Here is a 23,855-nt window from a genome sequence, read left to right on the forward strand (position 1 = left end):
AGTATCTTTATAGCGTATAAACAATACTTTTTATACTGAAATAAAAATCGGTACAACACCAATACTACTTAGTTTATATGAGTTACGAGCTTAAAGAGGAAAACGGTTTCACATACATAGAAGAGGGAAAAGGCGAAACGCTGTTACTTCTGCACGGCTTAATGGGCGCATTAAGTAACTGGGAAGATGTGGTAGATGAATTTAAAGATCGCTACCGCGTAGTGCTGCCGATACTGCCTATTTACGATTTACCATTGCTTACAACGGGTGTAAAGTCGTTGTCAAAATTTGTGCATAAATTCATAAAGTATAAAAAATTAACTAATATTACATTATTAGGCAATTCTTTGGGGGGGCACGTAGGTTTAATTTACTGCCTGGCGCACCCGGATATGATAAAAACGCTGGTATTAACCGGTAGCTCCGGCTTGTATGAAAACGCATTCGGAGGGTCATTTCCACGCAGGGAGAGCCGCGATTTTGTAAAGGAAAAAGTAGAATATACTTTTTACGACCCGGCTACTGCAACAGATGCGTTAATTGATGAAGTTTATGCAACCATTAATGACCGTAATCGCGTAATAAGAATACTGGCCATGGCCAAATCAGCAATAAGGCATAACATGGGCAAGGATTTACATAAAATAAAAATCCCCGTAGGGCTTATATGGGGCAAAAATGATCATATTACACCGCCGGAAGTGGCCGTTGAGTTTAATAAATTATTACCCAACAGCACATTGTACTGGATAGACCAATGCGGCCATGCACCAATGATGGAGCGCCCGCAGGAGTTTAATAGGCATTTGACAGAGTTTTTACAAAAGGTAAATTAAAAGTATAATATGCTTGCAATAGAACTGATTGTTGACGCGATACCACCGCTGCGCCCCGCTGATACCATACAGAAGGCGCTTGACCGTATGGCGGAATTTAAAGTGAGGCACCTGCCCATTGTGAACGACGATCAGTTTTTGGGTTTACTGGCCGAAGAAGAACTGACAGACCCGAATCATGACACGCTTTTAAGCGCTTTACCATTATCGCTTACCACCCCTTATGTGCTGGAAAATCAGCATATTTACGAAGTGATAAGTACTTTATATGGGCGGCAAATTACTGTTGTACCGGTACTTAATGTAAACAAAGGCTACATGGGGGTTATTACAGCCAACGCCATGATTAATGGCATAGCCGAACTTACATCGGCAACGGGCCCGGGCGTAATTATAGTGCTCGAGATCACCAATAAAAATAATTCGCTGGCCCACATGGCCCAAATTGTTGAATCTGATAATGCACAGATACTAAGTTCATACGTTCGCACTTTTCCGGACTCTACCCGGATGGAAGTGACGCTTAAAATTAATAAACAAGAAGTTTCGGGTATATCAGCTACATTTTTACGATACGGCTATGATGTAAAAGCCGTATTTGGTAATAGTGATGGTAATGACGATGCGATGGATCGTTATGATGCGCTGATGAATTACCTCAATTTTTAATACCGTATGAGAATAGCAGTTTACGGAAGGCAGTTTAACGATTCGGTTTTACCTTACGCCCAAACCGTATTTGACCAGTTGAAACAAAATAATGCCGATGTATACGTACATCAGATGCTGCATGAGTTTCTCACCCAAAAGCTTCCCGATTTTAATTTCCCGGTTTTAAATGAAGATATACCCCTTAAAGGTTATATCGATTTGTTTTTAACCCTGGGCGGCGATGGTACTATACTGGATACTGTTACCATGATTCGCGATAGCGGCATCCCTGTTATGGGTATTAACTTTGGCCGTTTAGGTTATTTGGCCAGTGTAAACAAAGGCGAGATTGAGGGCGCTATACAGGCCGTGCTTAAAGGCGATTACACGCTGGATAGCCGCGAGCTGATCTGCGTAAAGTCTGACGAGAATATATTTGGCGATGGTAATTTTGCACTTAATGATATTACCATCCATAAGCGCGATGATGCAGCCATGATAACTATACATGCCTATCTTAACGATGAGTTTTTAAATACTTATTGGGGCGACGGGCTCATCATTTCAACATCAACAGGCTCCACGGCTTATTCGTTAAGCTGCGGCGGGCCTATTATTTTTCCGCAGTCAGATACCGTTGTGGTTACGCCAATTTCTCCGCATAATTTAAATGTGCGGCCAATTGTGTTTCCGGATAGCAGCGAATTATCTTTCGATGTGGAAACACGCAGTGCAAACTATTTAATTTCCTGCGATTCGCGTACGGCGGTAATCGAACAGAACATGAAATTTCGTATATCAAAAGCAGGGTTCGAGCTTAACCTGGTGCGGTTGAATAATGAAAGTTACTTGAAAACGTTAAGGAACAAGTTGCTGTGGGGATTAGATGCCCGTAACTATTAAACTTTTTTAATGCGGAAAATATTTACGCTTTTACTATTATCAATAATTACACTGGTTGCACGGGCGCAAACCTGGGAAGCTGGTGGTATAATTGGCGGCGCCGGCTACATGGGCGATTTAAACTCGCGCAACCCGGTACAGGTAAGCGGCGGGGCAATCGGTGTTTTTGCCCGTAAAAATTATAGTCCTTACTTTTCAGTACGGGGTTCTTACACCTTCGGGTGGATTAGTGCCGATGATAAAAACTCTCCGAATGAAGTTGACCGCAATCGCAACCTAAGTTTTTTAACTACGCTGCATGAGGTTAGTGCAAGGGCCGAGTTTAACTTTTTAGAATACAGGCCTGGTGTATTTAATAATAGTTTAACACCGTATGTTTTCTTAGGTTTAGGAGGGGTATATTATTCGCCAACTGCAAAAGCAGATGATGGTCAAAGATATGATCTGAGATCTGGACGCACAGAGGGTGAAACAAAGCCGTACTCCAAGATAGCACTAAGCATTCCTTATGGCGTTGGTTTAAAGTATAACTTTTTGGGTAAGCTTAGTCTTACAGCAGATGCTACTTATCATTACACCAATACAGACTATCTGGATGATGTGAGTGGTAATTACGCCGATCCATCAAAATTTACCAATGCTACAGCGGCAGGGCTTGCTGATAGAAGATTAGTAAAAAATCCTTTGAACCCGGTCGGTACCCAGCGGGGTGATTTACGGCCACATGATAGCTACATGTTTTTCTCTATATCTATCTCGTACACCTGGATAACAGACCGCTGCTATTTCACCAAGTAAGCGGCTAATAAAAAGAATCTTATTCTTTCACTTAGGAGACCTTTCTGATAATTGAATTTTAATGCAACAAAGATGCATGTATATGCGTTGTAAGTAATATATCAAATGAGTGATAGCAACCAATTGTTACCTTAAACTTTAAAATTATGGCAGAGTTAAATTCCTCACCTGCTAAGGCAGGTGGCAGATCCGCACGTACCCGGATCGCAGCCCGTGTTGACCTTACTGCAATGGTCGACCTTGCATTTTTACTCATTACTTTTTTCATGCTTACCACCACCCTGCAAAAAAACAATGCCATGGCTATTAGTATGCCAAGTGATGGCGGTGCAATGGGCGTACCACAAAGCCGGACAATGACCATTTGCCTGGGAAAAAATAATCAGGCGCTATGGTATATGGGCATGGCAGATGCGCCCTTATCGCAGCCCCGGATAGTTAATTATGGTAAAGCCGGCTTACGGCAAGCTATTATAAATAAGGTTAACGAGGTAAAGGCCCAAACAGGTAAGGATATAATTGTGCTGGTAAAACCAAGTAACCGTAGCCACTACGATAACCTGGTGAACACGCTCGATGAAATTAATATTGCTAAAATAGATAGGTACGCTATTGTTGATATAGCCGCCAAAGATGTAGACCTGCTAAAAAAGTACAATGCTTATTAGTAGCTGATATTTAATAATTTACAAAACAGCCTGGTAGTGATGCCGGGCTGTTTTGTTTTGCGCCGGGCTTATAAACCGATATTATGTATGGTTTAAGCCACAAAATATTTGATTTATTTCTTTAAACACTTATAATAAAAAAATCCAAAGTAAGTTTTACCTTTGTACCCTGAAAAATTGTGGTTTACTGGGTATTAACTATATCTGAGTACCTGATTAATTTTAAAACAGTTAAGCAAAAAACGAATAATACACCGCGTAACAATACGCTCTATTATCAGCCGGTTTCTGGCTTTTGATCAGGTAGCAAATGAATTATATAGAACAGATAGATACGTCAAGATTGCCACAGCATATCGCTATTATTATGGATGGCAACGGCAGGTGGGCAAAAGGTAAAGGCAAACTGCGCATTTTTGGTCACCATAATGGAGTTCGTTCTGTTCGTGAAGCCATTGAAGGATCGGATGATCTGGGCATTAAGTACCTTACTTTATATACCTTTTCATCAGAAAACTGGAACCGCCCCAAATTTGAGGTATCGGCCATAATGGAATTGCTCATTGGTACCATCCATAAAGAGATAGCCAACCTGATGGAAAAGAACGTAAGGCTTAATACCATAGGCGATATCGAGATGCTGCCAAAAAAGGCACACCGAGAGCTAACCGATGCTATTGAAAAAACGTCGAAAAACACAGGCTTAACTTTAACACTGGCATTGAGCTACAGCTCGCGCCGCGAAATTACGCAAGCGGCAAAAAGCCTGGCCTTAAAAGTAGAGCAGGGTTTAATTAAGGCAGATGATATTGATGAAAAAATGTTTGCCGATAACTTATATACCGGCGATATGCCCGACCCTGAACTATTGATCAGAACCAGCGGTGAATTTCGTGTCAGCAATTACCTGCTTTGGCAAATAGCCTATGCAGAATTATACTTTACACCAAAACTATGGCCGGATTTCCGCAAGGATGACCTTTTTGAAGCCATACTCGACTTTCAGAAAAGGGAGCGACGTTTTGGAATGATCAGCGAACAGGTTAATTAATTTTACTTTTAACAATTTTTAACAACTGTTTAAACTATTTTTAGCCCACTTAAATATTCGAATGAATAAATTTCTCTTTGCAATTCTTTTTGTTGTTTTTGGTACTGCGGCAATGGCGCAGGTGGCCGCTCCAAGGTCGCAGGCTTCGCTTACCAGATCAATTCCTACTGATAGTTTAAGTTACCTTAATCCGAAGGATTATATTATAGGTGGTATTACAGTTAGTGGCGCTCAATATCTGGATAAAGATGTATTAATACAGATATCTAAATTAAACAAAGGCGATCGTATTAACCTGCCCGGCGAAGCTTCGTCGAGCGTTATCCGCAACCTTTGGCAACAAGGCCTTTTTGATGACGTACAATTAAACGTTACCAAAATAAATGCCGATACCATTTACTTTGACATTGCCGTGTTAGAGCGCCCGCACTTATCGCGGTTGCACTTACTGGGCATCCGCAAGGGCGAAGTAGAAGACATCCAGAAAAAACTGAGCGATAAAACAGGTAAAATTGTTAACGAAAACCTGCTTAACACCACAACAGCTATTATTAAAAAGCACTTTAACGAAAAAGGCTTCTTAAATACAACCGTTGATATTAAACAACGTAAAGACCCGGGAGATGCCAATAGTGTTATATTGGATGTAACCATTGATAAGCATCAAAAGGTAAAAATAAACGAGGTTATTTTTGAGGGTAATAAGGCCTTTAAAGCAGCTGCGCTTAAGAAGTTTTTGCCTAAAACCCGCCAACGCAAGTTCTACAACATTTTTGGTTCTAAAAAATTCAAACAAGATCAATATGAGGAAGACAAGCAAGCCCTGGTTGAAAAAATGCAGGCCAAGGGTTACCGCGATGCGGCAATTGTAAGCGACTCTGTTTGGAAACATGATGAAGAAAGTGTAAACGTTAAAATTAAAGTTTACGAAGGCCCTAAATATTACTTCGGTAAAGTTAACTGGTCTGGTAATGCTAAATATCCAACATCATTATTAACCAGGATATTGCGGGTTAAAAAAGGTGATGTATTTAGTGAAGAAGAACTTAACAAACGCTTGAGCGGCCCTACGCCAAGCGGCGATGACGTTTCTTCGCTATACCTGAATGATGGTTACCTAACCTACCAGGCAGATGCGGTACAAACGCGGATATATAACGATACAGTTGATCTGGACATCAGGATATATGAAGGGCCACAATACACCATTAACCGTGTGTTACTTAAAGGTAATGATGTAACCAATGATAAGGTTGTAATGCGGGAGATCAGGACCAAACCGGGCCAGAAATTCTCGAAAGAGTTGGTGATGCGCAGTACCCGTGAAATTTCTCAATTAGGAAACTTCGACGAGCAGAAAACGGAGCCGAAACCAACCAACATTAATCCGCAGGATGGTACAGTAGATATTTTGTACAACGTGGTTGAAAAACCATCAGATCAGATCGAGCTTTCGGGTGGTTTTGGTGGCGGGCAACTGGTGGGTACACTGGGCTTAACGTTCAACAACTTCTCGTTACGTAATATATTCCATTTAAAAGCTTACAGGCCGTTACCAAAAGGTGATGGACAGAAATTAAGCCTACGTGGCCAGGCTAATGGTAAAAACTACCAGAATTATTCATTCACGTTCTCTGATCCATGGTTTGGTGGTAAAAAGCCGATTTACTTTGCTTTAACAGCTTACACTCAGTTAAGCTCAACAGGCCAGTACTATGCTAAAGACAACCCGCTATATAACTACTTGCGTATTATAGGCGCGGGTGTAACCTTGGGTAAAAAATTAACCTGGCCGGATAACTACTTCCAGTTAAACTACTCATTAAACGTGGATCACTATAACCTGGATAACTATACCGGTTATATATTCAGCAACGGTACATCATACAACATCAAGCTAACGCAAGAGTTGAGCCGTAACTCGTTAGATGCACCTATTTTCCCAACATCGGGTTCAAATATTAAATTCACTGTACAGGCTACGCCTCCGTACTCATTGTTTAACAATACCAACTACAAAATTGCAACACCAGAAGAGCGCTATCGCTTTGTTGAATATCACAAATGGAAATTTGATGCACAATGGTTTACACGTGTTGCCGGTAAATTTGTAATTATGTCTCAGGTACGTTTCGGCTTCCTGGGTTCATATAACAAAGACGTTGGCCAATCACCATTTGAGCGCTTTAAGCTGGGTGGCGATGGTATGCAAACGTACCAGTTTTTACAGGGTAGTGATATCATTGGTTTAAGGGGTTATAAAAACTTCTCTATTATACCAGTGGGTACCAACTACACTGCAGATACCAACCCTGGTAGTACTATTTACAATAAATATACTATTGAGTTAAGGCACCCGGTTATTGCAAGCCAGTCGGCAACGATATTTTTGCTGGCCTTTGCCGAGGGTGGTAACGTTTGGAATGATTTCTCCCAATTTAATCCGTTTAATGTTAGGCGGTCTACCGGTATAGGTGCCCGCATATTTTTACCTATCTTTGGCTTGCTTGGGCTTGATTATGGTTATGGCTTTGATAAAATACCGGGTATACCGGATGCAAACAAAGGCCAGTTTCACTTTTCAATTGCACAAAGCTTAAGCGGTGGATTTAATTAATTTTATGAAAAGGATAATTTTAACAGTAGTTTTAACGTTTGTAGCATTTGCGGGTGCGTTTGCACAACGTTTCGCATTTGTTGATTCTGAGTACATACTTAGGCACGTACCAGAATACACGGCAGCACAAACACAGCTTAAAACCCTGTCAGACCAATGGCAGAAAGAAGTTGATGCCAGGTTTCAGGAAATAGACCGTTTGTATAAGGCTTATCAGGCAGATCAGGTTTTGATGACTGCAGATATGAAAAAAAGGCGCGAAGCCGAAATTGTAGATAAAGAAAAAGCTGCAAAAGATTTTCAGCGTTCGAAGTTTGGTCCCGATGGTGAAATTGCAGCGCGTAGTACGCAATTGATTAAACCCGTACAAGACCGCGTGGCCAAAGCAGTACAAGCTGTTGCCGAAAGCGAAAACCTGGACATGATATTTGACAAAAATAGCGAGGTGATAATGCTATATGCTAACCCACGCTACGATAAAAGCGCAGATGTAATTACCCGCCTGGGTTTAAAGCCAGGGGTGTTTGCGAAGTGAAAAATTTTATATAAAATCGCATAATTAAAAAGAACAAAAAAAGAACAATGAAAAAACTATTGAAGGTTGTTTTAGTTGCAGGTTGCATGTTGCTGGTGGGTAGTTTTGCAAAAGCACAAACTAAGCTGGGTTATATCAACTTTAACACACTGATTGACCAAATGCCAGAAACAAAAGGTGTGCAAAAAGCGTCTCAAGATTACCAAAAACAATTTATTGACGTTTTGCAAACTATGCAAACCGAGCTTACCACTAAAGGTCAGGCTTATGACGCGGGTCGTGCTACCATGACTGATGCTGTACGTACTCAAAAAGAAAACGAACTTCAAGAGTTACAAAAACGTATTCAGGAGTACCAAACTACTGCACAACAAAAAGTACAGGAAAAAGGTAACGAACTTATTAAGCCTATCGTTGACAAAGCAAAAGCTGCTATTGCTGCCGTTGCTAAAGAAAAAGGCTACACTTATGTATTAGATACAACTCAGGGCGAGCCTATTGTAGCTCCACCTGCAGATGATCTGATGGCTTCTGTAAAGCTTAAATTAGGTTTAAAATAATTTAACCGTTAAATGATTTTAAAAGCGCCCCAATCCGGGGCGCTTTTTTTATTTTTACAAAAGTGACTAACAAACATCCCATCGGAATTTTTGACTCTGGCTTTGGCGGTTTAACCGTTTTCAGATCCATTGCCGAACAGCTGCCGCAATACGACTACATGTACTTTGGCGACACAGGCCGGGCGCCCTATGGTAACCGGTCATTTAAAACCATACATGAGTACACTTGGGAAAGTGTACAATGGCTTTTTGCACAGGGCTGCCCGCTGGTAATACTGGCATGTAATACAGCATCGGCCAAGGCGCTGCGGACCATCCAACAGCAGGATCTTAAAAATGGCTATCCTACACAACGCGTGCTGGGCGTAATAAGGCCTACGGCCGAGGTAATAGGTAATTACTCTAAAACCCAAGAGATTGGCGTACTGGGCACCAAAGGCACCGTTCAGTCAGAATCATACCTTATGGAGATTGCCAAGTTTTTCCCTGATGTGAAAGTGGAGCAACAGGCTTGTCCGCTTTGGGTACCACTGATTGAAAACGGTGAGCACGATAAACCGGGATCTGATTACTTTGTAAAGGAATACCTGGACGCCATTATAGCTAAATCGGCAAATATAGATACTATCTTGCTGGCTTGTACACATTACCCCTTGTTGCAAGATAAGATCAAAGCTTACCTGCCTGCAAACATCAATGTAGTTCCGCAAGGCGATATCGTAGCCAAAAGCTTGGTCGACTACATTAGCCGCCATCCCGAGATTGAGCAGAACTTAACCAAAACCGGCATCCGCAACTTTTTTACGACTACTGATGATACCGCAGATTTTAATAAATATGCTACGATGTTTTTTGGTGGAGAAGTGCAATCGGAGTATGTGGCGTTGAAGTAGTTCTAAGAGAGTCAGGAATAGAGAGTCAAGAATCGGGACATTGCCAAGCGATATATTAAGTTTGTGATTGCTTCGTACCTCGCAATGACAAATTATTTTTTATGTGGCAAACGGTACCCATCAAAAGCACTTGCTAATTACTAATCAATCTAAATTATTCCTACTAATTAAGTAGATTTGCAACCACTGAATACGTTATTGCATTGGTTAGCTATTTAATCTACATAGGCGTCGCCATTGGTTTGTTTGCATTTGCGGCTACGTTTGCCTTGTTTGCTGTTTATTATGAGCGAAAACTGTCTGCCTTTATTCAGGATAGGATAGGCCCAAGTGAAACCGGCAAGTACGGTAGTTTGCAAACCCTTGCAGATATCCTTAAACTCATCCAGAAAGAAATTATTAACCCAACGGCTACCGATAAGTGGCTGTATGCCTTGGCTCCGGCTATTATTTTTATAGCCGTATACATGGGCTTTGCAGCGTTGCCTTGGGCACCGGGACTAGTTCCATCAAAAATCAATATTGGCCTGTATTATATTTTTGCCATTATTTCTATAGAAACCCTCGGCATATTGATGGCCGGTTGGGGGTCTAACAATAAATATTCTATTTTGGGCGCTATGCGTTCTGCGGCGCAAATTATCTCTTATGAGATACCTGCCGGCTTTGCGCTGATTGCTGTCGTAGTGATCTGCGGCTCGCTCGATCTGCAGGAGATTGCTATGCAACAAGGCATCCTGTTTAAAGAGCATACCCAATTTTTAGGCATCTGGGATGTAACGGGTATGGGTGGTTTTATGTCATGGAACATTTTCCGCGCGCCGCATCTCATTATCGCTTTTATAATCTACTTTATAGCTTCGCTGGCCGAGAGTAACCGTGCCCCCTTTGACATACCCGAGGCCGAATCTGAACTGGTGGCTGGTTTTCATACCGAGTATACGGGAATGCGTTTCGGCTTAATATTTTTGGCGGAGTATTCGATGATGTTCCTGGTATCTATGGTGGGCGTAGTATTATTTTTAGGTGCATGGAACACACCATTCCCCAACATAGGCAGTATCCACTTAGCCAACTGGACTACCGGGATAGGCTGGGGAATATTTTGGATATTTGTAAAAACGTTGTTATTGGTAACCGTTCAAATTTGGATTAGGTGGACGTTGCCGCGTTTGCGGGTTGACCAATTGATGGACCTGTGCTGGAAAGTGCTCACTCCACTGGCGTTTATATGCATGGTAATATCGGCAGTGTGGCGCGTTTGGGTAATGAATTAAGGAAAAAGGTAATGTTATTGAAGAGTACAATAGACGGTTTTACAACAGCATGGAAAGGACTTACCCTTACCTTTAAGCATGCCTTTGCTTTTAAAAAGCGTGAAGTTGAATCTATTAAGTCGCCCAACTACTTCGATCTGCAAAATGGTACCACTACAATCGAATATCCTAAACAAAAACTGCCCATCCCAGAGGTTGGCCGTTATCAGTTGGATGTAGAAATGGACGATTGTATTGTATGCGATCTGTGTGCTAAAATTTGTCCGGTTGATTGTATTGATATCGAATCTATCAAGGCAACTGAGGCGATCGGCCAAACGTCAGACGGTACCACCAAACGACTGTATGCTGCCAAGTTTGATATCGACATGGCCAAGTGCATGTACTGCGGACTTTGTACCGTGGTATGCCCAACAGAATGTATTGTAATGACTAACCAATATGATAAAACAGTTTTTGAGTTAAACCAACTGGTTTACGAGTTTTCGGATATGACGCCCGAAGATGCTGCCGAAAAACGAGCACTGCTCGAAAAACAAAATGCCGAAAAACAAGCTGCTAAATTAGCAGCCATGCAAAAGAAGAACGATTAAATGAGCGCTGCCAATATATTATTTTACATTATGAGCTTTATTGCACTGGCCTCTGCGGGTTATGTTGCTGTGAGCAAAAATTTGGTGCGGTCGGTATTTATATTTTTTGTTACCCTGTTTGCCCTGGCTGGTTTATATGTGTTAGCCCTGGCCGACTTTGTAGCCGTAACCCAAATTGTGGTTTATGTAGGCGGTATACTGGTGCTAATCCTGTTTGCCTTTATGCTTTCGGGCCGCGAAACATTGAATGTATTACAACATCCTGATCGTTCGGTATGGAAAATTACTAATCTGCCTGCCTTGCTGATTGTGGCTTTATTGTTCATTGTATTAATTAATGTAATATTGAAAACGGATGCCGACCATTTGGGTTGGATTAGCGACTCGATCAAAACAAAAAATTATATCACTAACTCCGGCGATATGACCGGTAATATAGGCGTAAACCTGATGACGCGTTATTTGTTGCCATTCGAGATCATCTCTATATTGCTGATGATGGCATTGGTAGGTGCGGCGCACCTGTCGAGAAAGGAGAGCGTAGAATGATTTCCCTGACTAATTATTTAGTAGTAAGCGCTATCTTATTTTGCATCGGCTTATATATAGTGCTGGTGAAGCGCAATGCCATCCAGATATTAATAGGTATTGAAATGATGCTAAATGCCGCGATATTAAACTTGGTAGCTTTCGGCAAATTTGATAGGCATAATAACGGTGGACAAATGTTTGCCCTTTTTGCAATTGTATTAGCAGCCGCTACAACCGCAGTGGCTCTGGCCATTGTACTAAATGTTTATAGACGTTACAAAACCATCGACCCCGATAAGGTTGACCAGCTAAAAGATTAACTTGAACAAAGTTTTAACATACCAGGAAACCAATATGGCTTACCATGCTTTAGCAGCGGTATTGTTACCACTATTGGCCTTTGTTATTAACTGCTTCATTAAAGGTAAGGCAGCGGGCTGGGTATCAACCATTGCCATATTGCTGGGTTCTGTTGTTTCTATTATAGTTTTTAATCACACGTTTAATACCAATACCATACACGTAAGCAGGCTATGGTTTACTATTGGTGATACACAGGTTTATGCCGGGATATTATTAAATAATCTTTCCATATTAATGCTGTTACTGGTGAACCTTATTGCCTTGCCGGTACATATCTTTTCTATGGCCTACATGGGGCACGATCAACGTTACGGCCGCTATTTTACCTGCCTGAGCTTGTTCTGCTTTAGCATGCTGGCTTTGGTGGTGGTAGATAATATGGTGCTGTTTTACGCCTTTTGGGAACTGGTGGGTTTTTCATCATACCTGTTAATTGGTTTCTGGTATAAAAAAGAGAAAGCTATTCAGGCCAATAAAAAGGCCTTTATTATGAACAGGATAGGGGATATTGGTCTGCTGATTGCCATCCTGTTGCTCTACGCCCAATATCATACTTTCGATTTAATTAAACTTTTTGGTCAGGGCGGCTTAGTTTCACAATCTTTTATTAAAAATGGAATGTGGATTGCCACTGGTGCAAGTATCCCGGCTGTTTGGCAATACATTGCCTGCGGCGGGATTTTCCTTGCTGTTTGTGCTAAATCAGCACAGTTTCCATTACACACCTGGTTGCCGGACGCCATGGAAGGGCCGACCTCAGTATCTGCCTTAATCCATGCTGCAACCATGGTGGCCGCCGGAATCTTTTTATTAGGCAGGGTGTACCCCATGTTTAATACCGCCGAGTTGGATGCACTGGCATTTATCGGTTGCTTTACAGCCTTTATGGCGGCAACCATCGCGCTTACGCAAAATGATTTAAAGCGTGTGCTTGCTTTCTCTACCATATCGCAATTAGGTTTTATGGTGATGGCAATGGGCATTAATGCTTATGCCTCATCGCTGTTTCATTTGGTTACACACGCTTTTTTTAAGTGCCTGTTATTTTTGGTGGCCGGTGTGGTAATCCACGAGATGCAGCATGTGAAGGACGAAAACCAGCTCGACATCGATCCGCAGAATATTTTGTACATGGGTGGCTTACGTAAAAAGATGCCGTTGACATTTATTGCTGCGATTATAGGCGGTGCTGCCTTAGTTGGCTTACCGCTTACTTCGGGCTATTTGTCTAAAGATGGAATCCTGATCCAGGCCTTTGAATGGTCGGATACGAAGAGCGTTGGCTACAAAATTGTACCCATCATGATGCTGATCACCAGCTGGCTTACTGCTTTTTATGTTGCCCGGCTAATCTTCAAAGTGTTTTTTGGTAGGTTAAGGGTACTGGACGTTAAACCCGTCGTGTTATGCCACATCAGCGATGGTGGCTGGCAATATCGCGTGCCTTTAATCTTGCTATCACTTTGCTGCCTGTTCCCGGTATTTTCATTGAACCCATTATTATACGAGCAATCATGGTTGTTTAAAGCTTTTACTACGCCCGATCATTTGGAGCGAATGAATATCTATCATACCATTATCCCCGCAGGGTTAAATATCCTGAGCGTAGCGGTGATTTATTATGCCTATGCGGTGTATATTCAGGAACGTAAAATGCTGCCCTTTGCACAAAACAACTGGGTGTTCGATTTTTCATATAACCAATGGTATTTCAATAAAGCATATCATACGCTGTTTGTTAAACCTGTGCTGGCTTTAGGAGAGGGCCTGTTTTGGTTTGACCGTAAGGTGATCGATGGCTTTATTCAGTTATTACAAAATATCCTCCTATGGCTATCTAAAGTGGCCGATGTAATGGATAGATATGTTATTGATGGCTTCTTGCATTTATTAACTGCAATAGTGCAGTATATTGGTAATTTTGTCCGGAGTTTTCAAACCGGGCGGGTGCAATACTACCTGCTGAGCATGCTGGCCGTTATTGTTGCCTGGTTTATTTTTAAAACTTTGATCTGAGCCCGATGAACCTGCTAACCCTTTTAATTTTTATTCCGCTTTTATTTGGCTTACTCATTGTTGTGTTGCCTTCGTCGCTACGCAATAGCTACAAGTACATTACTTTGCTGGCTGCCATTGTGCAGTTAGGTATTAGTTTACTGTTATATTTTCAATTTAAAACGGGCCCGGCCAACGCGGGTATTAATCACGAAAATCAGTTTCAGTTTGTACAGAAGTTACCATGGATTCAACTCGATCTGGGCTCTATGGGGAAAATGCAGATCGACTATTTTGTAGGGATTGATGGGATCTCGATTACCATGCTGGTGATGTCGGCCCTGGTAATGGTGGTTGCTGCAATAGCTTCCTGGGAGATCAAGAAGAATTTGAAAGGATACTTTATATTATTCCTCATATTGGATATGGCTGTGTTTGGCGTATTCTGCTCGCTTGATTTCTTCCTGTTCTATCTTTTCTATGAATTGATGTTATTGCCATTATACTTCTTAATCGGGATGTGGGGCGGCGCAAGGCGCGAATATGCGGCTATTAAGTTTTTCCTGTATACGCTGTTCGGTTCTGTATTTATGTTGCTGGTGATGGTGGGCTTGTACCTGTCGGTTAAAGACCCGGCTACAGGTAGCCATACCTTCAACATTATCCAGATGATGAACCCGGCTAATTATGATGCCAACTCGATATTCTCTACCGTAAATCATCAAACCATATTCGGCTTCCCGGCGCGTACGGTTGGTTTTGTGATATTGTTTATTGCCTTTGCCATTAAGGTGCCGGTTGTGCCCTTGCATACCTGGCTGCCCGACGCGCACGTAGAAGCGCCGACGGCTGTTTCTATTATCCTGGCCGGTGTGCTGCTGAAAATAGGCGGCTACGGCATCATCCGTATTTGTATGGGGATTTTCCCCGATGTTGCCGTTTCAGGAAGCTTTGTTTTAGGCTTGCTGGGTGTAATTTCCATTTTATACGGTGCATTAAATGCGCTTGCTCAACGCGATTTGAAACGGATGATCGCTTATTCATCCGTATCGCACATGGGGTTTGTACTGTTGGGCATTGCCTCGCTTACTGCCGAAGGTATCAGCGGAGCGGTAATGCAGATGGTAAGCCACGGCTTTTTATCTTCGATGTTGTTCTTCCTGGTAGGGGTGATCTATACCCGCGTGCACGACCGTGATATCTACAATTTCCGCGGACTTGGTACACTAATGCCGCAATTCACCGTATTTGTAATGATCGGCTTTTTTGCCTCATTAGGTTTGCCGGGTTTCTCTGCCTTTATAGCCGAGGCATTTACGCTGGCGGGTACATTTAAGTCGGCCTCTGTTAACGGCCTGTTGCCGCATTGGATGGCTGCCTGCGCAGCACTAGGCATATTGCTTGGTGCATGCTATTTCTTGTGGACACTGCAACGCATGTTTTTCGGTACCGAACGTTTAAAAGGCGGCGAAGAATGGAAGCATGCCTTAAAAGATATTAACTGGCGTGAAAAAGCAGCCCTGGTACCACTAGCCTTAATGGCCTTGCTTTTAGGCATTATGCCGTCATTGGTTTTTGGCAAGATCAATGAGTCGGTAATTGCATTGGTCGATTTTTTACAGCATAAATAATTAGAATTGTTTATACTGATAATATTTGTGAAGTTTATTAATTGAGATATAATCCCCAATAAATAATTACCTAACAACCAAATCATGATCAAAAAATTATTATTCATCCTTTGTTTCATTTTTACTTTTGTAATTACAAGGGCAGAAGACCGGCAAAAAGTTTCATCGAAAGTAAAGCGGGTAGTTGTATTTTTAAACGGGGCACAAATAACACGTGAGGCAAGTGCCAGTGTTAGCGCAGGTAATTCTACCTTATTATTCGAAGGTGTATCTCCTGATATTGATATGCAAAGTCTCCAGATAAAATCAGCCGGAGATTTTACTATACTTTCTGTAAACCGTGAAGCAAATTTTCTGAACCTGGAGAATAAACAAAAAAATGTTGAAGAGCTATTGGCTTTACAAAAACAGGTAAGAGATAAAATAGAATTGCAAACCAATGCCCTTAATGTTTACAACGAGGAACAAAATATGCTGCTTAAAAACCAGGTGGTGAGCGGCCAGAATGTTAATCTCGATATTATAAAACTAAAGCAAGCGCTCGATTTCCAGACCTTGCGTTTAACTGAAATTAAAAAGAAACAGCAAGCTGTCAATGATCAGATTGCATTGCTAAATGTAGAACTTCAAAAATATAACAAACAGATACAGGATGTAAACCGGGGTAAAACCAAAGCAAGCAGTAATATTATTGTTAATGTTTCGGCCAAAAATGCTTCACAGTCATTATTTACACTCACTTATGTAGTTAACTCGGCAAACTGGTATCCTACTTATGATATTAGGGCTAAAAATGTCAGCAGCCCTATACAGGTTGCCTACAAGGCCAATGTAACGCAACAATGCGGCGAAGACTGGAATAATGTTAAGTTAATCCTATCTACAGGTAACCCTTCGGTAAGTGGCTCTAAGCCCGAACTTATTCCTTATTATTTAAATGTAGGTATGGTGTATGCCAATCAAGTAAGTAGCATAACCCGGGTAACCGGAAGAGTAGGAGATGAACAAGGAATAGGATTGTCGGGTGTATCTGTAAAAGTGAAGGGAACATCTATAGGTACCATTACAGATCAATCAGGGAATTATAGCATTCAGATTCCGCAGGGTGGGCAATCTGTTTTGGTTTTTTCCTTTATTGGCTATGATAACCAAGAGCAACAAGTTACATCACCGGTCATGAATACTTCTTTAAGAATAGCTTCTAATCAACTAAACGAAGTTGTAGTTATTGGATATGGTACCGAGTATAAAAGAGATTTGACAGGTGCTGTTCAGGGACTTCCTGGTGTTGCGGCTGGTGTAAAAATAAGAGGCATGAGCTCATTGCAAACCAACCCGGTGATGGTGCAGCAAAATGAAAATCAAACCAATGTTGAGTTTAATATTGTTAATCCTTACACTATACCAAGTGATGGTAAACAGTACCTGGTAGAAATAAACCAAGTAAGTATTGATGCTGATTATGAATATTTTACTATCCCGAAAATTAGTGCAGATGTGTTTTTAACAGCAAAATTAGCCAACTGGAATCAATACAATTTTTTATCAGGAGAGGCTAATTTGTTTTTTGAAGGTACATTTATTGGTAAATCGCTGATTGATACACGAGCTACAGCAGATACGTTAAACCTATCGTTAGGCGTTGATAAAAATATCATTGTTACCCGCACTTTGCAAAAGGACCTGACTGAAAAACAAAGCTTATTGGGTTCTAATAAAAAGGAAACCCGCGACTGGCTGATAACTGTTAAAAACCGTAAATCGCAGGCGATAGATCTGCTTGTTGAAGATCAAATACCGGTGTCTCAAAATTCGGCGATAGAAGTGGAGGCACAAAATATTTCGGGTGGAGAAACGAATACCAATACTGGTAAAATATCATGGCATCTGAAATTAACTCCGCAAATGGAAAAAAAATTGGATCTAAAATATCAGGTGAAATATCCTAAAGGTCAATCTGTAATAATACAATAAGCCCCAATGAACGATCTGTTACCATCATTATCCGTCCAGCTGAGCAATACCATAGGTAGCCTCCCGTATTTTAACCCGGAGATTTACCTGGCTGTGCTTTTTTTGCTGGTGTTGGTTACCGATCTTATTTTTGGGCGCAACTCTGCATGGATCTGCCGCATAGTCGCTGTTGGCGGGTTGTTCATTATTTTGTTTAAAGATCTGCAGCAAATAGGTTTGCTGCAGCAAAATTCGGGTTCGGTATTTTTGTTCAGCAATATGCTGCGCTTGTACAGAACAGCCGTATCCTTTAAGCTCATCATCGATTTCTTCGCTATTATTCTGATCATATATTTCGGGCTGGATAAACGCCTGAAGAATCATGCAAAAGGATTATCAGATCTGTACACCATTGTAATCGCATCCATATTGGGGCTGCATTTAATGATAATGGCGGTTGATCTGCTATCTGTTTACCTGGCCATAGAAATGGTATCGCTGGCCTCTTACCTGTTGGCTGCTTACCGGTCAGAAAATGGTTTCAGTGCCGAAGCCGGGTTGAAATATGTATTGTTTGGTGCGGTGGCATCGGCAGTAATGCTGTATGGTATTTCGCTGTTATACAGCCTTACAGGTTCGCTCAATTACTTTGATGGCAATTTGGTACCGGGATTAATAGCTGCTAACCCGGCCATCGTTTCTGTGGCTATTATATTGGTATTGGTAGGGATAGGCTTTAAGCTATCGTTTATACCCATGCACTTTTGGGTGCCCGATGTTTATCAGGGTGCGCCTACGCCGGTAACGGCATACCTGTCTACTTTACCCAAGATTGCTGCTTTTGCTTTGCTCATCAACTTTTTAACGCCATTTATATTCAATGTGAAGTGGATAGTGTTTGATTTCAGGCTGTTTCTATCTGTGTTAGGTATCATTACCATGATAGCCGGAAATTTTGCAGCAGTTTGGCAAAAGAATATCAAGCGTATCCTGGCTTACTCGAGTATTGGGCATACGGGTTTTTCTTTGATGGCTGTAGCCACTTTTACAGGGCAGGGCGTATCTGCATTAACTTTTTACCTGGCGGTTTATGCATTTGCTAATATTGGGGTACTCATGCTGGCAAGCTATTTTGCCGACGTAAGCGGTGCCGAAGACCTGGATGGCTACAAAGGCCTCGGCTTAAAGTATCCTTTGGCTGGCGTTTGCTTTGTGATTATCCTTATTTCCCTAACCGGCCTGCCTGTAAGCGCAGGTTTTAATGGAAAGCTGCTCGTGTTTTCTTCAGTTTATGCCGTTTATGAGCAAAATCATAATTTATGGTTGCTGCTATTACTGGTAACCGGTGCCTTAACAACTGTTGTTTCCTTATTTTATTATATTAAAATTCCGTTGTATCTGTTTTTAAAGAAACAGGAAGCAGAAATACAGTTTGAGGGTACGGAAAGTGGCAAATGGCTGCTTATTATTTCTGCTATATTGGCTGTAATAGTTCTTTTATTAGGTGTATTTCCTAATTATTTAGTGGGTATATTGTAATTGGAGAAGTAAATGTTGGGTTATTTTATAATTTTTATAAAATAATTAGTCTAAACATTAATTATTTGTATTTTGAGGCACTCTTAGTGAACATTATACAGCTCATGAAACGTTACTTCCCTTTCTCCATCATCATTGTAGTTTTACTACTCACATTTCTTCACCCATCCATCGATATTAAGACTGCTGCACCCGGACAGGCCCCGCATTTTGACACCGGCGATATTGCCTGGATGCTGGTTTCAACCGCGTTGGTGCTGATTATGACCCCCGGCCTTGCCTTCTTTTATGGCGGTATGGTTAATAAGAAAAATGTGATCTCTACCATGTTACAGAGTTTAATTTGTATGGTTATTGTAACCGTAATGTGGGTTACTTTTGGTTTTAGTTTAGCCTTTGGCGATGATGTGCATGGTATAATTGGTAACCCGGGCACCTATTTTATGATGAAAGGCATGTTGGGCGATGCCGTTTGGCCGGCCGCCAAAACCTTCCCTTTGCTGCTGTTTGCCATGTATCAGTTAAAATTTGCCATTATTACCCCGGCATTAATTACTGGTGCATTTGCAGAGCGGATTCGCTTTAACTCTTATTTAATATTCGTAGTGCTTTTTGCCGTGTTTATTTACTCGCCACTGGCACATAGCACCTGGCACCCCGATGGGTTTCTAAATAAACTAGGTGTGCTTGATTTTGCAGGTGGCACGGTGGTACACATGTCGGCTGGATGGGCGGCTTTGGCATCTGCATTGTTTTTAAAACGCCGTGCCGACGTTAGCCATGCGCCTGCGCGGGTTACGTATGTAATTATAGGCACGGGCTTGCTTTGGTTCGGCTGGTTTGGTTTTAATGCAGGTTCGGCCCTGGGTGCATCTGCGCTGGCGGCAACAGCTTTAGCCACTACCACCTCGGCAGCTTCTGCGGCGGGGCTAACCTGGGTGTTTTTTGATATGTTCCGTGGGCGCAAGCCTTCGGCTATGGGTACCTGTATTGGTGCGGTGGTAGGGCTTGTGGCTATTACACCTGCTGCGGGTTATGTATCGGTGCCGCATTCGCTGGCTATTGGTATTATAGCTGCTATTGTAAGTAACCTGGTAGTAGAGTGGCGCACCCGCACCACAATTGACGATACCTTGGATGTGTTTCCCTGCCATGGTGTTGGCGGCCTGGTAGGTATGGTGCTTACCGGTGTTTTTGCGCATCATAATGTTAACCCGGCGGTAACATCCAACGGTTTGTTTTTTGGTGAAACGCATTTGTTCCTGGTGCAATCTATGGCTTTAATAGGGGTTTCGATTTTTGCATTTTTTGGTTCGTTATTATTGCTGAAAGTTACCGATCTGATATCGCCGTTACGGGTTTCTGTTGATGAGGAAGCTGTAGGACTAGATATTAGCCAGCATGGCGAAAAATTATAGTGCCTTTTCCCTTTAATTATTTAATACATGTTCTGATGCCTGGCTGAAAAGCCGGGCTTTTTTGTGATGCTTTCTGTTTTGTCATGACAAGAGTTGTGTTAAGTACGCCCCATTCAACTTAAACCCGATTGAAGTGGAAAACCCGCAGCGTGTGATGGCCTGAGCAGGGAAGGCGAGGATTTGTAACGGAAAGCGGGGTGAACGTTAATAGTAACAGTAGCCTTGCTTTTCTAATATTTAGCAGGTGAAGAAGATTCTTCGCTGGCGCTCTGAATGACAAAGCATATCTTATAGATTGAATCAAACTAATTGCTTATATAAGCCATACCCACCATACTTCAACGGGGCTCAGTATGATACCCATTTTTGCATACTTTTCTTAACGAAACACTGTTAAAATTGCATTAAATCATCGTTAATTTAAAATGCTTTTAAATGACAATTTAGAGGTGGCAACATCCATTTAAAATAATACCTTTGCAGTCTCATTCCCAACCATGAGCGATCAGATAAAACACGAATGTGGCGTTGCTTTTATTCGCCTATTAAAGCCCCTCTCTTACTACCAGAAGAAATACGGAACCGCGCTTTTTGGTTTAAACAAGCTGTATCTTTTAATGGAAAAACAACACAACCGTGGCCAGGATGGCGCAGGTGTTGCAACCATTAAACTCGATATTGAGCCTGGAAAACGATACATAAGCAGGCACCGTTCTATGGCACAAAATGCCGTGGCAGACATTTTTGAGTACATCATGAAAAAGTTTGCCGAGGTAGAAAAGGAGCATCCCGAAAAAATGAAAGATGCCGTATGGCTGAAAGAGAATATGAGCTTTACCGGCGAAGTATTACTCGGACACCTGCGTTACGGTACCCACGGTAAAAACAGTATCGAAAACTGTCACCCTTTTCTTCGTCAGAACAACTGGATGACCCGTAACCTGGTAATTGCCGGTAACTTTAACATGACTAACGTTGATGAGTTGCTGGAGCAATTATATGACCTTGGCCAGCACCCTAAAGAAAAAGCCGATACGGTTACCGTACTGGAAAAGATAGGGCACTTTATGGATACCGAAGTTCAGGGCCTTTTTGACCAGTTTAAGCGTGAAGGTAATGACGATAATATCGCCATTACAAAAATGATTGCTGATAATATGGACTTGGCCAAGATCCTGAAAAAATCTGCCAAAAACTGGGATGGTGGTTACACTATTGCAGGTATACTGGGCCACGGCGATGCATTTGTAATGCGCGACCCTGCTGGTATACGCCCGGCTTATTATTATGCTAATGATGAGTTTGTGGTTGCTACTTCGGAGCGCCCTGCTATACAAACTGCTTTTAACATTCCGTTTGAGGAAGTTAAAGAGATTAAACCCGGCCATGCGTTGATTGTTAAGAAAAACGGCCATGTAAGCGAGGAGCAGTTTAGCGAACCTACCGAGAAAAAAGCTTGTTCATTTGAACGAATCTATTTCTCTCGTGGTAGTGATGCTGCTATTTACCGTGAGCGTAAACAACTGGGTAGATTACTTTGTCCGCAGATTTTAGATGCTGTTGACAACGATATTAAGAACACCGTTTTCTCTTACATCCCTAATACTGCCGAAATTGCTTTTTATGGCATGGTAGAAGGGGTAAACAAATATGTAAAGAATTACCAACGCGAGCGTTTATTGAATCGTGAGGATAAAATAACCGATGAGGAATTAAGCGAAGTATTGGCGCTTGCCCCACGTGTTGAAAAGATAGCTATTAAAGACGTTAAGTTGCGCACCTTTATTACCCAGGATGCAGATCGCAGCGAAATGGTAGCTCACGTTTACGATACTACTTACGGTTTAATTAAAAACTCTACCGATAGTTTGGTAGTGTTGGATGATTCGATTGTACGTGGTACTACTTTGAAACAAAGTATCCTGAAAATTCTGGACAGGTTAGGCCCTAAAAAGATTGTTGTGGTATCATCTGCCCCGCAAATCCGCTACCCGGATTGCTATGGTATCGATATGTCGCGCATGGGTGAGTTTGTGGCTTTTGAGGCGGCCGTTAGTTTGCTGAAAGAAAGCGGACATGAAGATATAATTCTGGATGTTTATCAAAAATGCGTAGCCGCCAAAGGCTTACCTGCTGAGAAAGAACAGAATTTTGTAAAAGCTATTTATGAGTCTTTTACAGATCAGGAGATATCAGACCGTATTGCACAGATCATTACCCCTAAAGGCACCAAAGCAGAAATTAAAGTGATTTACCAAACATTGGATAATCTGCACACCGCTTGCCCGGATCATTTGGGCGACTGGTATTTCTCTGGTGATTACCCAACCCCGGGTGGTAACAAGGTTGTTAACCGCGCCTTTGTTAACTGGATGGAAGGTAAAAACCAACGTGCTTATATGTAAGATTTAGGTAAAAGCATAAAGGTAAAAGGCGAAAGGTTGGAATCTTAGGATTCATGCCTTTCGCCTTTTCTTTTATTAAATGCAGATATTAATCGTTTTTCTTAACCTTTCGCCTTTTATCCTTTTACCCCACCAACTAATCGTTAGTAGGTATCGGCGAAAAAACGAAGTGGGTAACCAGCCTGTCTAATATTACAAATGCGGCTATTATAAGGGCTATACCGGCTACATAGTTGAGGCGGTGCACAAACTTAACCGAAATTTTGTCGCGCAGCTTATTGGCGTAAAATGCCTTAATGGTATCCATGCCGAACTGAACGATAAGGATGGTTGCAAACATAATGGCAATTTTAAACTGCCTGTGTGGTACACCAAGGTGGTAAATAGTACTGGCTGTGCCGATAACGGTGATCCAGTGAAATAAAAGGCTCGGGTTAAAAATACACATCAGGAAGCCTTTAAAAAAGTAGCCCGCCCGGTTAATGCTGGCCGGTGTATGCGAATTATAGCTTACCTCGGCCTTTTTAAACATATAGTAAATACCTATTGTAAACAGGATAACGCAGCCAAAAACACCCAGCCATACCTTGGCTTTAGGTGTTACATCGAAGAATTGCGAACCGAATATAATGGCGCCA

General features: G+C 41.8%; 21 protein-coding genes. 20 read left to right on the forward strand and 1 reads right to left on the reverse strand.

What is annotated here, in order from left to right:
- Positions 1–77 precede the first annotated feature (77 nt).
- The 20 genes from RG47T_RS03360 to RG47T_RS03455 all read left to right on the forward strand — a co-directional run bounded on the left by RG47T_RS03360 (position 78) and on the right by RG47T_RS03455 (position 23,217).
- Positions 78–836, forward strand: a complete 759-nt coding sequence (locus RG47T_RS03360) for an alpha/beta fold hydrolase (protein ID WP_074488120.1) — start codon at positions 78–80, stop codon at positions 834–836.
- A gap of 9 nt (positions 837–845) precedes the next feature.
- Positions 846–1,505, forward strand: a complete 660-nt coding sequence (locus RG47T_RS03365; protein WP_074488121.1) for a CBS domain-containing protein — start codon at positions 846–848, stop codon at positions 1,503–1,505.
- A 6-nt stretch (positions 1,506–1,511) separates the two neighbouring features.
- Positions 1,512–2,390, forward strand: a complete 879-nt coding sequence (locus RG47T_RS03370; protein WP_074488122.1) for an NAD kinase — start codon at positions 1,512–1,514, stop codon at positions 2,388–2,390.
- A gap of 9 nt (positions 2,391–2,399) precedes the next feature.
- Positions 2,400–3,188 carry a type IX secretion system protein PorG gene (porG, locus tag RG47T_RS03375; RefSeq protein ID WP_074488123.1) on the forward strand — a complete coding sequence of 263 codons (789 nt, stop codon included), beginning with the start codon at positions 2,400–2,402 and terminating at the stop codon, positions 3,186–3,188.
- 146 nt (positions 3,189–3,334) lie between these two features.
- On the forward strand, positions 3,335–3,856 hold the full coding sequence (locus RG47T_RS03380; protein ID WP_074488124.1) for an ExbD/TolR family protein: 522 nt from the start codon (positions 3,335–3,337) through the stop codon (positions 3,854–3,856).
- Between the two features lie 310 nt (positions 3,857–4,166).
- Entirely contained in the window at positions 4,167–4,907 is a 741-nt protein-coding gene (uppS, locus tag RG47T_RS03385; RefSeq protein WP_074488125.1) for an undecaprenyl pyrophosphate synthase, read from the forward strand.
- A gap of 61 nt (positions 4,908–4,968) precedes the next feature.
- A complete protein-coding gene (bamA, locus tag RG47T_RS03390; RefSeq protein WP_074488126.1) occupies positions 4,969–7,524 on the forward strand; it encodes an outer membrane protein assembly factor BamA in 2,556 nt (851 codons plus the stop codon).
- Positions 7,525–7,528: 4 nt separating this feature from the next.
- Positions 7,529–8,059 (forward strand): OmpH/Skp family outer membrane protein, encoded by a 531-nt coding sequence (locus tag RG47T_RS03395; RefSeq protein WP_074493081.1) that lies wholly within the window; start codon positions 7,529–7,531, stop codon positions 8,057–8,059.
- A gap of 47 nt (positions 8,060–8,106) precedes the next feature.
- The gene (locus RG47T_RS03400; RefSeq protein ID WP_074488127.1) at positions 8,107–8,619 is read left to right on the forward strand and encodes an OmpH/Skp family outer membrane protein; all 513 of its coding nucleotides are present in this window, start codon (positions 8,107–8,109) and stop codon (positions 8,617–8,619) included.
- A gap of 62 nt (positions 8,620–8,681) precedes the next feature.
- Positions 8,682–9,512 (forward strand): glutamate racemase, encoded by an 831-nt coding sequence (gene murI, locus RG47T_RS03405; protein WP_074488128.1) that lies wholly within the window; start codon positions 8,682–8,684, stop codon positions 9,510–9,512.
- Positions 9,513–9,715: 203 nt separating this feature from the next.
- Positions 9,716–10,789: an NADH-quinone oxidoreductase subunit NuoH gene (nuoH, locus tag RG47T_RS03410; protein WP_074488129.1), complete on the forward strand. Its 1,074-nt coding sequence runs from the start codon at positions 9,716–9,718 to the stop codon at positions 10,787–10,789.
- A gap of 11 nt (positions 10,790–10,800) precedes the next feature.
- The gene (locus RG47T_RS03415; protein WP_074493083.1) at positions 10,801–11,382 is read left to right on the forward strand and encodes a 4Fe-4S binding protein; all 582 of its coding nucleotides are present in this window, start codon (positions 10,801–10,803) and stop codon (positions 11,380–11,382) included.
- A 30-nt stretch (positions 11,383–11,412) separates the two neighbouring features.
- Positions 11,413–11,931 carry an NADH-quinone oxidoreductase subunit J family protein gene (locus RG47T_RS03420; RefSeq protein WP_245770770.1) on the forward strand — a complete coding sequence of 173 codons (519 nt, stop codon included), beginning with the start codon at positions 11,413–11,415 and terminating at the stop codon, positions 11,929–11,931.
- Entirely contained in the window at positions 11,928–12,233 is a 306-nt protein-coding gene (gene nuoK, locus RG47T_RS03425; protein ID WP_074488131.1) for an NADH-quinone oxidoreductase subunit NuoK, read from the forward strand. Before RG47T_RS03420 ends, nuoK begins: the two co-directional genes overlap by 4 nt.
- A 1-nt stretch (position 12,234) precedes the next feature.
- Positions 12,235–14,292, forward strand: a complete 2,058-nt coding sequence (locus RG47T_RS03430; protein WP_245770769.1) for an NADH-quinone oxidoreductase subunit 5 family protein — start codon at positions 12,235–12,237, stop codon at positions 14,290–14,292.
- A gap of 5 nt (positions 14,293–14,297) precedes the next feature.
- Complete coding sequence (locus RG47T_RS03435; RefSeq protein WP_074488132.1) at positions 14,298–15,902, forward strand: complex I subunit 4 family protein; 1,605 nt, start codon at positions 14,298–14,300, stop codon at positions 15,900–15,902.
- 84 nt (positions 15,903–15,986) lie between these two features.
- Entirely contained in the window at positions 15,987–17,876 is a 1,890-nt protein-coding gene (locus RG47T_RS03440; RefSeq protein ID WP_074488133.1) for a mucoidy inhibitor MuiA family protein, read from the forward strand.
- A gap of 6 nt (positions 17,877–17,882) precedes the next feature.
- Entirely contained in the window at positions 17,883–19,394 is a 1,512-nt protein-coding gene (locus RG47T_RS03445) for an NADH-quinone oxidoreductase subunit N (protein WP_074488134.1), read from the forward strand.
- A 104-nt stretch (positions 19,395–19,498) separates the two neighbouring features.
- Complete coding sequence (locus RG47T_RS03450; RefSeq protein ID WP_074488135.1) at positions 19,499–20,812, forward strand: ammonium transporter; 1,314 nt, start codon at positions 19,499–19,501, stop codon at positions 20,810–20,812.
- A gap of 497 nt (positions 20,813–21,309) precedes the next feature.
- Positions 21,310–23,217 (forward strand): amidophosphoribosyltransferase, encoded by a 1,908-nt coding sequence (locus tag RG47T_RS03455; RefSeq protein WP_074488136.1) that lies wholly within the window; start codon positions 21,310–21,312, stop codon positions 23,215–23,217.
- Positions 23,218–23,353: 136 nt separating this feature from the next.
- Here the strand turns inward: RG47T_RS03455 and RG47T_RS03460 are convergent.
- Positions 23,354–23,855 (reverse strand): LysE family transporter (locus tag RG47T_RS03460; protein ID WP_216350999.1); only part of this gene is annotated, 502 nt, incomplete at its 5' end.

This window comes from Mucilaginibacter polytrichastri, assembly GCF_001911425.1.
GTDB lineage: Bacteria > Bacteroidota > Bacteroidia > Sphingobacteriales > Sphingobacteriaceae > Mucilaginibacter > Mucilaginibacter polytrichastri.

Bases quoted from the DNA above. Each gene is read 5' to 3' on its own strand.
- RG47T_RS03360 (WP_074488120.1), top strand. From the start codon at position 78: ATGAGTTACGAGCTTAAAGAGGAAAACGGTTTCACATACATAGAAGAG.
- RG47T_RS03365 (WP_074488121.1), top strand. From the start codon at position 846: ATGCTTGCAATAGAACTGATTGTTGACGCGATACCACCGCTGCGCCCC.
- RG47T_RS03370 (WP_074488122.1), top strand. From the start codon at position 1,512: ATGAGAATAGCAGTTTACGGAAGGCAGTTTAACGATTCGGTTTTACCT.
- porG (WP_074488123.1), top strand. From the start codon at position 2,400: ATGCGGAAAATATTTACGCTTTTACTATTATCAATAATTACACTGGTT.
- RG47T_RS03380 (WP_074488124.1), top strand. From the start codon at position 3,335: ATGGCAGAGTTAAATTCCTCACCTGCTAAGGCAGGTGGCAGATCCGCA.
- uppS (WP_074488125.1), top strand. From the start codon at position 4,167: ATGAATTATATAGAACAGATAGATACGTCAAGATTGCCACAGCATATC.
- bamA (WP_074488126.1), top strand. From the start codon at position 4,969: ATGAATAAATTTCTCTTTGCAATTCTTTTTGTTGTTTTTGGTACTGCG.
- RG47T_RS03395 (WP_074493081.1), top strand. From the start codon at position 7,529: ATGAAAAGGATAATTTTAACAGTAGTTTTAACGTTTGTAGCATTTGCG.
- RG47T_RS03400 (WP_074488127.1), top strand. From the start codon at position 8,107: ATGAAAAAACTATTGAAGGTTGTTTTAGTTGCAGGTTGCATGTTGCTG.
- RG47T_RS03415 (WP_074493083.1), top strand. From the start codon at position 10,801: ATGTTATTGAAGAGTACAATAGACGGTTTTACAACAGCATGGAAAGGA.
- RG47T_RS03420 (WP_245770770.1), top strand. From the start codon at position 11,413: ATGAGCTTTATTGCACTGGCCTCTGCGGGTTATGTTGCTGTGAGCAAA.
- nuoK (WP_074488131.1), top strand. From the start codon at position 11,928: ATGATTTCCCTGACTAATTATTTAGTAGTAAGCGCTATCTTATTTTGC.
- RG47T_RS03435 (WP_074488132.1), top strand. From the start codon at position 14,298: ATGAACCTGCTAACCCTTTTAATTTTTATTCCGCTTTTATTTGGCTTA.
- RG47T_RS03440 (WP_074488133.1), top strand. From the start codon at position 15,987: ATGATCAAAAAATTATTATTCATCCTTTGTTTCATTTTTACTTTTGTA.
- RG47T_RS03445 (WP_074488134.1), top strand. From the start codon at position 17,883: ATGAACGATCTGTTACCATCATTATCCGTCCAGCTGAGCAATACCATA.
- RG47T_RS03450 (WP_074488135.1), top strand. From the start codon at position 19,499: ATGAAACGTTACTTCCCTTTCTCCATCATCATTGTAGTTTTACTACTC.
- RG47T_RS03455 (WP_074488136.1), top strand. From the start codon at position 21,310: ATGAGCGATCAGATAAAACACGAATGTGGCGTTGCTTTTATTCGCCTA.